Here is a 13,499-nt window from a genome sequence, read left to right as displayed (position 1 = left end):
CATATCTTGTAGTTTAAAACATTTATTATCAACAGATTTGTATTTGTAAAAAATAGCCTAACATGAAACAAACGTATTTAATAGCTATAATAGTAATTCTTTTTGGAGTAAACAATTCTACTGTTTTTGGGCAGCAAGGAAAAAAAGGACCTACGAGTGCATTTCAAAATCGCCTCTTTAAAGGTGAAAAATATATGCCTTTGCGTGATCTAAAATGGACTTTTAAAACAAACGGAAAGATCTTTTCATCACCAATTGTTCATAATGGAGTTGTTTATGTAGGTAGTGAGGATGGGAATCTTTATGCTATTGATGAAAACACGGGCAAGACATATTGGAAATTTAAAACCGGTGGTCCAGTACATAGCTCTGCTGCTGTTTTCAAGAACACTGTTTACATAGGTAGTTTTGATGGCTATTATTATGCTGTCGATTCCAAAACAGGTCAGTTGAAATGGAAATTTAAAACTGGGGGCGAACAATGGTCTGGTGAAATAAGCTTTTTAGGATTGAAACCTATTGATAAGTATATGGATGATTTGTGGGATTTCTTTTTGTCATCCCCAGTTATAAATCCTGACAAGCAAAACCCAAGTGTTTTCTTTGGGAGCAGTGATGGAAATGTATATGCACTCAATGCAAATACAGGTGAACTGAAATGGAAGTTTGAAGCTAAAGGATCGATTCACTGCAGTCCTGTTCTGTATAAAAACACTTTGTATATAGGTAGTTGGGATGCAAATTTGTATGCCATAGATATAAAAACCGGAGAAATGCGTTGGAAATTTGAAACAGGAAAACAGATGGGTTTCAAAGGAATAGAATCTACTGTGGCTGTTGCCAATGACATGGTGTACTTTGGAGCTCGTGATCCCTTTTTATTTGCACTCAATGCCGAAACAGGAAAATTAGTTTGGAAGTATGATGCCGCTTATTCTTGGATAATCAGTTCGGCAGTTGTGGATAACGGTGTTGTGTATGTAGGTACTTCGGATACTTTTGCATTATTAGGTTTGGATGCAAAAACAGGAAAAGAATTATTTAAGTTTAAAGCAAACGGTTATGTGTATTCTTCTCCTGCTATTGCTGGTGATACGGCTTATTTTGGAGATTTTACAGGTAATTTTTTTGCTGTAAATACAAAATCTTTGGGTAAGGAATGGAATAGCTTCAGCACGGAAAACAGAAAATTGTTTAGCCCGGAAATATTAAATAATAATCTCATTGACTTTTCTTATGCTGCCAAAGGAGCAGATCTTTCTTTTTATGATATCAATAAAACGGTGATGGACCAATTTTATAAAATGGGATCCATTGTTTCTTCTGCTTTTGTAGCTAATAATACTGTTTATTTTGGAAGTGCCGATGGCAATTGTTATGCCATTGAATTGCAGAATAAAAAATAATTTCCAAAAGGTGTCATTAAATAAAAAAGAAGCAAGAATCTCTATGGTTGCCAACCAAATGTTATTTCTGCTTCTTTTTTGTTTTTATTTAAACTGAGTACTAAAAACTGCTAACTGAGTTCTTTTTCTAATGTGCTTCCAGCCAATTTTTTCCCATTCCAATTTCTACATCCAAAGGAACTGCCATTGTAAAGGCATTTTCCATCTCATATTTGATCATTGGCTTAATTTTTTCCAATTCAGAGTTATGGACATCAAATACAAGCTCATCATGAACTTGCAATAACATTTTGGATTTCCAGTTTTCAGAGGTTAGCTTTTTGTGGATATTAATCATCGCAATTTTGATAATGTCGGCAGCACTTCCTTGGATTGGGGCATTCACAGCATTTCGTTCGGCACCACTTTTCACCATCATATTGGCAGAATTAATGTCTTTCAAGTAACGTCTTCTTCCTAAAACTGTTTGCACATACCCATTTTCTCTGGCAAAATCAACTTGATCGGACATATAAGATTTTAATTTTGGATAGGTTGCATAATATGCATCAATCAACTCGGCACTTTCTTTTCTTGAAAGAGATGTTTGATTGCTTAATCCAAAAGCAGAGACACCATATATAATTCCGAAATTTACGGTTTTGGCATTGCTACGTTGTTCTTTGGTTACTTCTTCTAATGGAACGTTGAATACTTTAGCAGCAGTACTCCTGTGGATATCTTCGTTGTTTTGAAAAGCTTTAATCATATTTTCTTCGCCAGATAAAGCCGCTATAATTCGCAGTTCTATCTGAGAATAATCCGCAGAAACCAAGGTGTAATTTTCATCACGGGCAATAAATGCTTTTCGGATCAAACGTCCTCTTTCGGTACGAATAGGGATGTTTTGCAAGTTTGGATTGTTAGAACTCAAACGCCCTGTTGCAGCAACAGTTTGCATATAATCGGTGTGAACACGTCCTGTTTTTTCATCAACTTGGTTAGGTAAAGCATCGATATAAGTACTTTGTAATTTTACCATTTGACGCCATTCGAGAATATCACGGACAATTTCGTTATCATTGGCCAGATACGATAAAACTTCTTCGCCAGTGGCATATTGACCAGTTTTGGTTTTCTTTTGTTTAGCTCCGCCAATTTTTAATTTGTCAAATAAAATATCACCAAGTTGTTTTGGAGAAGCCAAATTGAATTTCTCGCCAGCAGTTTCATAGATTTTTTGTTCCAATGCATTGCTTTCGGTGGCCATTTCAACCGACATCGATTTTAAGAAAGGAACATCCAGATTAATTCCTTCCAATTCCATTGCGGCCAAAACAGGTATTAATGGAATTTCGATTTCGTCAAATAATTTTTTTGTTTCCGCTTTGTCAAGAATTGGACTGAAATTTTGTTTCAATTGGTAGGTAACATCAGCATCTTCCGCAGCGTATTCTTTAATGTCTTCCAATGCTACATCACGCATTGTTTTTTGCCCTTTGCCTTTTTTACCAATTAAATCTTCAATTGATTTTGGTGAATATTTCAAATAGGTTTCGGATAAGACATCCATATTATGACGCATATCGGGATTGATTAAATAATGCGCAATCATAGTATCAAATAACTTTCCTTTGATTTGAACACCATAATTCAATAAGATTTTTAAATCATATTTGACGTTTTGACCAATTTTTTCGATGTTTTCATTTTCAAAGAAAGGCTTGAATTTGTCAACTAAAATTTGTGCTTCGTCTTGGTTTTCCGGAAACGGTACATAAAATGCTTTTCCTTTTTCGAAAGAAAAGGACATTCCAACCAGTTCGGCATTCAAGGCATCAATTCCGGTAGTTTCAGTGTCAAAACATACCGAAGTTTGATTCATTAGGTTTTGCAAGAGTAATTTCACAGCAAAATCTCCTTGAATACTTTGGTAAAAATGTTCGGTATTTTCTAAAGTTGCATAATGTGAATTCTGATGAACTTCGTTGCTTTCTTCATCCGAAAAACCAAACAAATCAAATTGATCTTCGTTAGTTTTTTTAGCGGGAGCTTTTTTTGGAGTTCCTTCTCCCTCTCCTTTGGAGATGGCTGGGGTGAGGATTCCATTTGTATCAATTTCATCATATTCTTTGCCCGTGCCAAAATATTTATCAAATTGCGCTTTCATTTGACGAAATTCCAATTCCTGAAATAACGCATCAGTTTTTTCAACATCAGGTTTTGATAATTCGTAGTCAGCTTCGTTGAATGTTACTGGGCAATCGAGTAGGATGGTGGCTAGTTTTTTAGATAAAATTCCTAATTCTGCATTGGCTTCAATTTTATCTTTTATAGCACCTTTTAATTGATGTGTGTTGGCCAATAGATTTTCCATTGATCCGTATTCGGCTAAGAATTTTTTTGCTGTTTTTTCGCCAACGCCTGGTAATCCAGGTATATTATCGGCAGCATCACCCATCATTCCTAAATAATCAATTACTTGTAAAGGATTGGTGATTTCAAATTTTTCCAACACTTCAGGAATTCCCCAAATTTCTATACCATTTCCCATACGTGCGGGTTTGTACATAAAAATATTCTCGGAAACCAATTGGGCAAAATCCTTGTCTGGGGTAACCATAAAAACTTGGTAGTTTTCTTTTTCCGCCTGTTTTGCAATGGTTCCTATTAAGTCATCAGCTTCAAAACCAGGAACTTCAATAATGGGAATGTGCATTGCTTTCAATAATTCTTGAATATATGGAACGGCAATTTTAATGGCCTCAGGGGTTTCGTCGCGATTTGCTTTGTATTCTTGGTACATTTCGTATCGGTATGTACTCCCGCCTTTGTCGAAAGCCACAGCCAAATGATCTGGCTTATCCCTTTTTATAACATCCATCAAGGCATTCATAAATCCCATAATAGCCGAAGTATCCATTCCTTTCGAATTGATTCTTGGGTTTTTTATAAAGGCAAAATAACCACGAAATATTAATGCATAAGCATCAAGAAGGTAAAGGCGTTTTTGAGCAGACATATAAAAAATTTAGTCTGTAAAAATAGGCAATTGAGTTTTAAAAATGAATTTGTTGTCGAAATTTATAGATACCAATCGAAAAGTAGTAATCGTTCCCTTTTTTTAAACTTTAAAGATGAGTGCGTTAAGACAAAGTTAAACTTTTGTACAATGGTAAATCTTCATTTTGTCTTCATTTCACGGTTATACATTTGACCTATAAATAACAAATTATTAATTCAAAATTTTAGAAATCATGAAAAAGTTATTGATGTTAATCGCAGTATTATTTGGAACAACAGTTATGGTAAATGCCAAAACACTGACTGAAAAAACAGCTACAGTGAAAGAAGTGAAAATGACTAAACATCCAAAACACAAAAAAGCGAAAAAAGAGCAAAAAGAAGCTACAACAGCAACACCAACCTCTAAAGAAAAAAAATAATCAATCCTTTTGTTTTGCTTGCATATGAGGATGCAAGCAAAACAAAAGGGATAATTGTTTTTGAAAGTCAGTAGAGAAATTTACTGACTTTTTTTGTATTTTTAGTTACGTTAAAATTTTAATAACGTAATATGTTTTAATTTTTCATTAGTTGTTACTTTGAGTGTTTATTAATTTTAGAGTTTATGAAGATTCTTATTGTTGAAGATAATCCCGAATTGGCTTTGGAAGTGAAAGAGTATCTTTCAAGTAATGGTTATATCTGTAAAATATCCAAGAATTGCGAAGAAGCATTAGAGGAAGTTAATAGTAATGATTACGATATTATGCTTTTGGATTTAGGCTTACCTGACGGAAGTGGTTTTGATGTTTTAAAAAGCATTCGTAAAACAGATTCAAAAGTTGCCGTAATCATCATTACTGCCCAAGGAGAATTAGAAGACAGAATAAATGGACTGCAACTTGGCGCTGACGATTATTTAACAAAACCTTTTGCTTTGACAGAGTTGGGAGCTCGCTTGTTTGCCATTATTCGTAGAATGCATGGGTATACTGTCAATCAGTTGGATGTTCATGGATTTAGTCTGAAATTACAAGATTATAAAGTGAATTACAATGAAGTTTCAATTAATCTCACCAAAAAAGAGTTTGATATTTTTCAATATTTAGTCTTAAACAAAAATCGTGTAATAACACGTTTACAGTTAACCGAGCATATTTGGGGAGATATTCTTGAAGTAAATTCCGATTCTAATTTTATAGATGTTCATGTTCGAAATCTTAGAAAAAAATTGGACAAACATTCCCCAATTGAATGGTTTGAAACGGTTAGAAATGTGGGGTATAGAATAAATGTGTAGCTTTAAATAATTAAATCCTGTATATGAAAATCAAGCACCAACTGGCTATTTTTAATGCATTGTCGCGTTTGTTGCTGATTTTAGTTTTATGGCTAATGCTTCCTGTTTTGGTCGAAAAAGTGGTTTACAATCACATCAACAAGAGTTTACTGGAGAAAAAACAAAAGTTCATTGAGCATTTAGACAAGGAAGAAATAAATGATTTTATTGTTCGGAATGACACTTCTGAGACTTATGCCAGTTTTTCAACTTTACATAGTGAATTTCTTTCGCTTTCCAGAGAGCCTTCCAATAGTAAAATAAATCAAACCTTTTTTATCACAGAGCCAAGAATAATTGAAGATGAACGCAACGATTATAGAATTCTTCAATATTATTTTAAGTACGAAAAGGCAAACTACCTTTTGGAAATTGGAAATAGTTTAAGCGAAATTAATGATCTTACCTTTGTGATTCGATTTTTCTTTATAATTGTTTTAATCATAATAGTTGTCATTACTTTTTTGGCAGATACTTTTTATATCGAATATTTATTAACGCCATTTTATAAAATTATAGACACTAAAATTCGTCATGTAAACGAACCCGAATCTTTTGATCATACGCCAATAAAAACTCATTCTAGGGATTTTCAGGAATTGGATGTTGTTCTGAATCAAATGATGGATAGAATAAGTGACTTGTTTAAAAAGGAAAAACAATTTATAGCCAATGTTTCCCATGAACTATTGACTCCAATTGCATTGTTGAAAAATAAATTTGAAAATCTACTTCAAAACAAATCTTTGGATGATGGTGCTGTAGATAAAATTGTAGGTTCTTTAAGTACGTTAGATTTACTAAAAAAGATAATTGCCAATTTATTATTGATTTCGAAAATTGAAAACAATCAATATGAAGCAAATGAGACGATAGATTGTAATGTTATAATTGCAGATTTGACAGCAGATTTGCAAGATAGAATTGAAGATAAGGAATTGTTTTTTTATAAAAATCTGAAGTATCATTTTGGCTTTACAGGAAATAAAACCCTAATGCATATTCTCTTTTATAATTTAATTGTTAATGCGATTAAATACAATAAACCTCTAGGTACAATTGAAATTAAGGACGGTTTTTTGAATGGAAATTATTTCGTGTCAGTTTCGGATTCGGGTATTGGAATGAGTAAAAAACAGCAGCAGAATGTTTTTAAACGATTTGCCAGAGTAAGTTCAGATCAGGAAGGGCAGGGATTGGGGCTTGCAATTGTTGAAAGCATAGCTCAATTTCATCATATTACCATTGAGATAACATCGGAGATAAACATCGGATCCACTTTTCTTTTGTTGTTTCCAAATGAGCAAAAAGCCAATTAAACGTTAATTTTTTTCAGAAGCACAAAACTTCATTTAATCTTCATTTTCCATGAATAACTTTGACCTATTAATAAACGAATTATTAATCTAAAATCTAAAATCATGAAAAATTTATTGATGGCATTGGCAGTAGCTTTAGGAACAACAGTTATGGTAAGTGCACAAACTACACCAGCTCAAACTACTCCTTCTAAAGAAGTAAAAACTACCAAAAAAGAACCAAAAAAAGAAGCGCACAAAACACACAAAACAGAAGTTAGCAAGCCAACAACTACAGAGGCTGCAACTCCAAAAAAATAGGACAATCTTTTGTTAGTGAATATTTCAAAAGATATTAAAAGTTGGTTTTAATAGGTGAAAAGGGGAGATAAAGAAATTTACTCCCTTTTTTTGCGTTAAAATTATGATAATATGGGTATTTAGCATTTTCAATAGTTGTTACTTTGTATAAAATTTTATAAAATAATGATCTTACGTTTATTCTTTATAGGTGCTATTCTTTTTGTTATTGAGCTTTATGCCTTTCAGGCTATTAAAACTTTAATTAAATTAAGATGGGTGTTGGTTTCTTATCAAATAATAAGCCTTTTTCTTTTCGTATTCATCCTTTATTCTTTCACGCAATTTGATCGTTCTGTTGGACAGACGAAGCAAACCATGTTTACAATGGGGTTGTTATTGGTTATTTATCTCCCTAAAATTGTAATGACAGTGATTCTTTTAGGAGAAGATGTGTTTCGACTGGCGGCAGGATCAATTAATTATTTTATTGATAATAATAGCAATGCCAATTTTTTACCTTCCAGACGAAAATTCGTTAGTCAAATTGGTTTAGGGTTAGCTGCAGTCCCTTTTTTGTCTTTGATTTATGGGATATTTGAGGGGAAATATAATTTTAAAGTAATAAAACAAGCAATCCATTTTCCGGATTTACCCGATGCTTTTGATGGTTTTACAATTACACAAATTTCGGATGTGCATAGCGGAAGCTTTGATAATTCGGAAAAAATCAATTATGCTATCGATTTGGTTAATGAACAAAATTCGGATATGATTTTATTTACGGGCGATATTGTGAATACACATGCCAAGGAAATGCATCCATGGATAGAAACTTTCAACAGAATTGAGAAACATGAATATGGTAAGTTTTCGGTTCTTGGAAATCACGATTATGGTGAATATGTAACTTGGTCAACGCAATCCGCCAAGGATAAAAATTTTGAAGATATAAAAAAATTATATGGTCAAATAGGATTTCAGCTGCTATTAAATGAACATACTTTTATCGAAAAAGATGGAGATAAAATTGCATTGGTTGGGGTAGAAAACTGGGGTAAAAATTTTAAACAGGCTGGTGATTTAAAGAAAGCTTCACAACAGTTGAGTAAAGAAGATTTTAAGATTTTAATGAGTCATGACCCTAGTCATTGGAATGAAGTGGTTCAGCATGATGATAAGCATTTTCAGTTGACTTTATCTGGTCATACTCATGGAATGCAATTTGGGATAGAGATTCCAGGTTTTTTCAAGTGGAGTTTGGCTCAGTATGTTTACAAACAATGGGCTGGATTATATGAAAACTTGGGTAGATATGTATATGTGAATCGTGGATTTGGATTTCATGCCTATCCTGGGAGGGTGGGAATTATGCCCGAAATCACAGTAATTCAACTAATAAAGAGTAAAAAATTAGCATAATTGGTTTAAAATGCTAAATTTGCAAGATGATATCTCTTTTCGAAAGTAATAGAAATTAAATATTTTGGTTTTATGTCAAAATTTGGAGAACTTATAAATACTCAAGTTCCTGTGTTAATAGATTTTTACACAGATTGGAACGAATCTTCGGTATCGATGCATCCTGTTATAAAAGATGTAGCGGCGGCGCTTGGTGACAAGGTAAAGGTTATCAAGATAGACGTTGACAAAAATCAAGAATTGGCCGATGCTTTACGAATCAAAGGCTTGCCTACCTTGATGATTTATAAAGAAGGAATGATGATCTGGAGGCAGTCTGGTGAATTGGATGCCAATACTTTAATCGGAATAGTGCAAGAACAATTGTAATATTTAAGAATTAGATTATTGAATTACTTCAAAAACAAACCCTCTTTGTTTTAAAATTTCCAAAGATTTTGGGAGTGCATACTTTAAGTTTTTGTATGCTTTTATGCTGTCATGAAAAACGATTATACTTCCTGATTTTACATTCTGCAATACATTGTCTAGACATTTTTCTGCCGTTATGGTTTGGTCAAAATCAGCGCTGAGAACATCCCACATTATTATTTTATAACCTAATTGTCGCAATTTTTTGGATTGTGATTTTTTTATTTTGCCATAAGGTGGTCTGAAGAGAAGAGATTGCAGATTACAAATTACTGAATTTAGACCATTGATTTCGGATTTACACAAAGCAGTATTGTGCAGATAATCTTCAGTCGATGTAATCCATCCTTTCAAATGATTGTAGGTGTGATTTCCAATGGAATGGCCCTCATCTATGATTTTTAAAAAAATATCCGATTGATTATTTATGTTTTTGCCAATGCAGAAAAATGTGGCTTTGGCTTGGTGTTTTTTTAGTTCTTCCAAAACCCATTCTGTAATCTCTGGAGTTGGTCCATCGTCAAATGTGAGGTAGATTTTATTCTCCACATTTGGGATATCCCAAATGTAATTGAGGAATATTTTTTTTATGAACTTATTTGTTTTGATCCAATAGAATTTCATAATTCAATACTACAATTAAATACAGTTTTAAGCAAAAAAATGCAGTGCTTTTTTAATGGCACTGCATTTTGTGAGATATTTTTAAATCTAATAATTACTCTTTTTTACGTCCAAATCGAGCAAATATTTCGATATAGGTATTGAAAGTTTTTTTACTTGAGTTATAATAGTCCATGTCCTTGCTGTCTTTCATGGCAATCAATAAACCTCTGTAACGTTCTAAGTCGGTTATGATTTCAATGCTAATGCTGGATTGCTCAGATGGGGCTAATTTGGCATAATAATTAAGGTTCTCCTTGTATTTTCCCATTAGTTTATCTAATAAATCATGAGCTTTTGCTTTTTCTCCAACTTCATAATATCCTTTGGCAAATGGTTCCAAAAGTGAATAGTAGCCAAATTTTTCCAAAGGCATTTTTCTCATAGCCAAATCAATGATGTTTTTCGCTTTGTCTTTCTTTCCTTCGGCGATAAGCTGATTCACTAAACGAGATAAATTCATTCTGTAAGTAAGGCTTTCTCTGCGGGTTTCAGGGTCGTGATATATTTTGTCACTTTCACTATTACCCCAATCCCATTTCATTACCTTATTGTACATGTTTTCGGTGTCAATTCGCCCCATATCCATTTGGCCAGAATCTTTTGGTAATGCTGTTTTTATTGGGACTAATTTATAAACCATACCTTCGAGTTGAAGATATTCTTTCATCCATAAATAATCTTCATCGTCAAAAGCTCCTCCACTAAAATATACTGGTCTTTTCCAATTGTTGTTGTTGATTAGATCCAACATCATCAACCTGTTCTTGTAGATTGCGCTTGCTTTGATGTCAATGTCAATATATGGAACAATAGAATCGATAAGTTTTGGATCCACAACTTTGTTCTTTAGAATATTTGCTTTGTCTATCGGAATTCTGATTTTGCTTGTTGGGAAGAAATGTATAGTCTGTCCATTTTGCATTTCAACCGTTGATTTTGGGTTCTTTATGAAAGCTAGAATAGCATTTAAATCCCAACGATTTTCAGTTTTGGGAATTCGAGCCACATAATCCAGTTTGTCACCAACGTATTCATCATGTGTAAATGAAATTGGTAAAGCTTCAGATTGATATGCTTTTCTTTTCATTTGGTCAATGTACCAGTCTGTCATAAATAAACTAGTGTTTACTATCTTAACATCTGTGCGTATACCTTCTATTTCCTGTGCATACCAAAGAGGAAAGGTGTCATTGTCTCCAATTGTGAATAAAATGGCATTAGGGTCGCAGGATTCCAGATATGCTTTTGCCATTGCAGTAGCAGTATATTTTTCTGAACGATCATGGTCATCCCAGTTTTGGTAAGCCATAAGCATTGGAGCAGCCAATAAACATCCACCAATAAGAACCGGTCCTGCAATTTTTGGAGCGATATATTTTTGTGCACTTTCATACAATGCATATACTCCAAATCCAATCCAAATTGCAAATACGTAAAATGAACCTACTAAGGCATAGTCTCTTTCACGGGGTTCAAATGGTCGTTCGTTTAGGTAAATTTTCAATGCAATTCCCAAGAAAAGGAAAAGAGCCAATAAAACATAAAAGCTTTTTCTGTCTTTGCTTGCATGATACATAATTCCGACAAGTCCCAGTATAAAAGGTAAGAAGAAATATACGTTTCGTCCTTTGTTGTTTAAAACATCCGAAGGTAAATTGTCTTGTGAGCCTAAATGTAAATTGTCAAGGAATGTAATTCCACTTATCCAGTTCCCGTCCAGATAATCATATCTTCCTTGATTGTCGTTTTGTCTTCCAACAAAATTCCACATCAAATATCTCCAATACATATAGCCAAATTGATATTCAAACATGAAGCTGAAATTATCGGCGGTAGTAGGCTTTTCTACAATTAAATATTTGTTATAATGGTTTAAAAACGAAACATAGCCTTCATTGTCAATTTGTTTTTGAGCGTAGGCCTGTCTGAACTCGGCTATCGTTTTTTCGGTTTCATTTTTTAATTGAGCAATGGCTTTATTGTAATCTTCCTCGCTTAATTTGCTTGGGTCCAATCCGTATTGGGCTAAATCCTCTTCGTAAGGATAGTCGGGATTCATTCTGAATGCTGGAGGATTAGTAAAATTGATATAGTTTTCAATATGTTCTGTACTCCACATTCTTGGCAAAATAGTTTTTTGACTGTCATCACTATTTTGTTCTGCTTTTATATAATTGTTTACAATAACATATTTTCCAGTTTTGTAATCTCTCTCGTAATTGGGAGCTTTATCCAAATAAGGATTGTTTGGATCCAATCCTGCAAAAGTTTCAGTATATTGAGGTCCGTAAAATAATGGATTTACACCATATTGCTCTCTGTTGTAGTATGCAAGTACTTCGGCAGCATCCGATGGTTTGTTTTCGTTGATAACCGTATTTGAATTAGCACGAATTGGCAACATTAGCCAAGTTGAGAATCCAATTAGGATAAAAAGCACACATAAAATAAGGGTATTGTAATGTATTAATCCTTTTTTACGGGTGTAGTTTAATCCAAAATAAAAGAAAGCTACAAGAAGTAGTGTTACAAAGATAGTTCCCGAATTAAATGGTAGTCCCATTGAGTTAACCATGAAAACTTCGGTTTTACCAAAGAAAGCCATTGTTAACGGAAGTAATAATTTGAATATAAAAAGTAAAATAGACACAACGACAACATTGGCGATAATGAAGTTTTTTACAGTTACTACTTTATAGTTTTTGAAAAAATATAAAAATCCTATTGCAGGAATGGTCAATAGAGACATAAAGTGTACACCAAAAGACAATCCAACTACCAATGATATTAAGAGTAACCATCTGTTTCCTCTTGGAGTGTTCATCTCCTGCTCCCATCGTAATCCTAGCCATAAAAGCAAAGAGATTAATAAGGTGGCCATAGCATAAACTTCGGCTTCAACAGCATTGAACCAGAAACTATCTGAAAAGGTATAGGCTAAAGCACCAACTAATGAACTTCCTAGGATGACAATTGAATTGTTTTTGTTGATTTCGGAGTATTGACCAATTATCTTTTTTAAGATCATTGTTGATGACCAAAACATAAATAATATAGTAAAGGCACTAGAAAATACAGAAGTCATATTTACCATTAAAGCAATGTGCTCTTTATCTATGGCAAACATTGCAAAAAACGCTCCAATCATTTGGAATAATGGCGCTCCTGGTGGGTGACCAACCTCAAGTTTGGCGGCTGTAGCGATATATTCACCACAATCCCAAAAACTCATTGTGGGTTCAACAGTAAGTGTATAAGTTACTAATGCTATTGAAAAGGCAAACCAACCTGTAATTGTATTCCATTTGTTGAAATTGAATGATGTCATATACTAGTCTTCTGTTTTTTTTATATGTTTTAAAAAKTGTTACAAAGAAAATGTTTTTTTTTTTAAAGTTAAGTCGCATTATTATAATTTTATATAAAATAATCGTTTTGGCAAATGCTTTGTCTTTCAGTATTTTAATAAGATTTTGTTTTTTAAATTGGAATTTGTTTCATTTTTTTTGAATAAAAAGACAAAAAAAGTTTGCACAGCTTGGAATTTGTTTTAAATTTGCACTCGCTTAGCAGAAATGTTAGCAAGAAAGCTGGTCTATGGTGTAATGGTAACACAACTGTTTTTGGTGCAGTCTTTCTAGGTTCGAGTCCTAGTAGACCAACATAAAGCCT

The 13,499-nt window shown here is 33.3% G+C and carries 10 protein-coding genes and 1 tRNA gene; 8 read left to right on the top strand and 3 right to left on the bottom strand.

Going from position 1 to position 13,499, the window contains the following annotated elements:
- Positions 1-62: 62 nt before the first annotated feature.
- On the top strand, positions 63-1,406 hold the full coding sequence (locus AC1DY0_RS04825; protein WP_477187527.1) for an outer membrane protein assembly factor BamB family protein: 1,344 nt from the start codon (positions 63-65) through the stop codon (positions 1,404-1,406).
- Positions 1,407-1,533: 127 nt separating this feature from the next.
- Here the strand turns inward: AC1DY0_RS04825 and polA are convergent, their stop codons facing one another.
- Positions 1,534-4,407 carry a DNA polymerase I gene (polA, locus tag AC1DY0_RS04820; RefSeq protein ID WP_477187526.1) on the bottom strand — a complete coding sequence of 958 codons (2,874 nt, stop codon included), beginning with the start codon at positions 4,405-4,407 and terminating at the stop codon, positions 1,534-1,536.
- Positions 4,408-4,642: 235 nt separating this feature from the next.
- Between polA and AC1DY0_RS04815 the strand changes: the two genes are divergently transcribed.
- From AC1DY0_RS04815 to AC1DY0_RS04790, 6 genes are all read left to right on the top strand, one after another.
- Entirely contained in the window at positions 4,643-4,831 is a 189-nt protein-coding gene (locus AC1DY0_RS04815; RefSeq protein WP_477187525.1) for a hypothetical protein, read from the top strand.
- Positions 4,832-5,016: 185 nt separating this feature from the next.
- Positions 5,017-5,691, top strand: a complete 675-nt coding sequence (locus AC1DY0_RS04810; protein ID WP_477187524.1) for a response regulator transcription factor — start codon at positions 5,017-5,019, stop codon at positions 5,689-5,691.
- Positions 5,692-5,714: 23 nt separating this feature from the next.
- Positions 5,715-7,049 (top strand): sensor histidine kinase, encoded by a 1,335-nt coding sequence (locus AC1DY0_RS04805; RefSeq protein WP_477187523.1) that lies wholly within the window; start codon positions 5,715-5,717, stop codon positions 7,047-7,049.
- Between the two features lie 102 nt (positions 7,050-7,151).
- Positions 7,152-7,349, top strand: a complete 198-nt coding sequence (locus AC1DY0_RS04800; RefSeq protein WP_477187522.1) for a hypothetical protein — start codon at positions 7,152-7,154, stop codon at positions 7,347-7,349.
- A gap of 165 nt (positions 7,350-7,514) precedes the next feature.
- Entirely contained in the window at positions 7,515-8,750 is a 1,236-nt protein-coding gene (locus tag AC1DY0_RS04795; RefSeq protein ID WP_477187521.1) for a metallophosphoesterase, read from the top strand.
- A 72-nt stretch (positions 8,751-8,822) separates the two neighbouring features.
- Positions 8,823-9,119, top strand: a complete 297-nt coding sequence (locus AC1DY0_RS04790) for a thioredoxin family protein (RefSeq protein WP_077371545.1) — start codon at positions 8,823-8,825, stop codon at positions 9,117-9,119.
- Positions 9,120-9,134: 15 nt separating this feature from the next.
- Here the strand turns inward: AC1DY0_RS04790 and AC1DY0_RS04785 are convergent, their stop codons facing one another.
- Entirely contained in the window at positions 9,135-9,785 is a 651-nt protein-coding gene (locus tag AC1DY0_RS04785; RefSeq protein WP_477187520.1) for a polysaccharide deacetylase family protein, read from the bottom strand.
- Positions 9,786-9,879: 94 nt separating this feature from the next.
- Complete coding sequence (locus tag AC1DY0_RS04780; protein ID WP_477187519.1) at positions 9,880-13,155, bottom strand: glycosyltransferase family 117 protein; 3,276 nt, start codon at positions 13,153-13,155, stop codon at positions 9,880-9,882.
- A 263-nt stretch (positions 13,156-13,418) separates the two neighbouring features.
- On the opposite strand from AC1DY0_RS04780, the gene AC1DY0_RS04775 reads away from it, so the two are divergent.
- A tRNA-Gln gene (locus AC1DY0_RS04775) sits at positions 13,419-13,489 on the top strand.
- The last annotated feature ends 10 nt before the right edge of the window (positions 13,490-13,499 follow it).

The organism is Flavobacterium sp. P1_E4 (genome assembly GCF_056405915.1).
The sequence above is the reverse complement of the archived record's forward strand: the minus strand, read 5'-3'. Positions and strand labels throughout refer to the sequence as shown.

What these genes read in the sequence shown, in the direction of transcription:
- AC1DY0_RS04810 (WP_477187524.1), top strand. Translation starts at nt 5,017, where the DNA reads ATGAAGATTCTTATTGTTGAAGATAATCCCGAATTGGCTTTGGAAGTG.
- AC1DY0_RS04825 (WP_477187527.1), top strand. Translation starts at nt 63, where the DNA reads ATGAAACAAACGTATTTAATAGCTATAATAGTAATTCTTTTTGGAGTA.
- AC1DY0_RS04805 (WP_477187523.1), top strand. Translation starts at nt 5,715, where the DNA reads ATGAAAATCAAGCACCAACTGGCTATTTTTAATGCATTGTCGCGTTTG.
- AC1DY0_RS04780 (WP_477187519.1), bottom strand. Translation starts at nt 13,155, where the DNA reads ATGACATCATTCAATTTCAACAAATGGAATACAATTACAGGTTGGTTT.
- AC1DY0_RS04785 (WP_477187520.1), bottom strand. Translation starts at nt 9,785, where the DNA reads ATGAAATTCTATTGGATCAAAACAAATAAGTTCATAAAAAAAATATTC.
- polA (WP_477187526.1), bottom strand. Translation starts at nt 4,407, where the DNA reads ATGTCTGCTCAAAAACGCCTTTACCTTCTTGATGCTTATGCATTAATA.
- AC1DY0_RS04790 (WP_077371545.1), top strand. Translation starts at nt 8,823, where the DNA reads ATGTCAAAATTTGGAGAACTTATAAATACTCAAGTTCCTGTGTTAATA.
- AC1DY0_RS04795 (WP_477187521.1), top strand. Translation starts at nt 7,515, where the DNA reads ATGATCTTACGTTTATTCTTTATAGGTGCTATTCTTTTTGTTATTGAG.
- AC1DY0_RS04800 (WP_477187522.1), top strand. Translation starts at nt 7,152, where the DNA reads ATGAAAAATTTATTGATGGCATTGGCAGTAGCTTTAGGAACAACAGTT.
- AC1DY0_RS04815 (WP_477187525.1), top strand. Translation starts at nt 4,643, where the DNA reads ATGAAAAAGTTATTGATGTTAATCGCAGTATTATTTGGAACAACAGTT.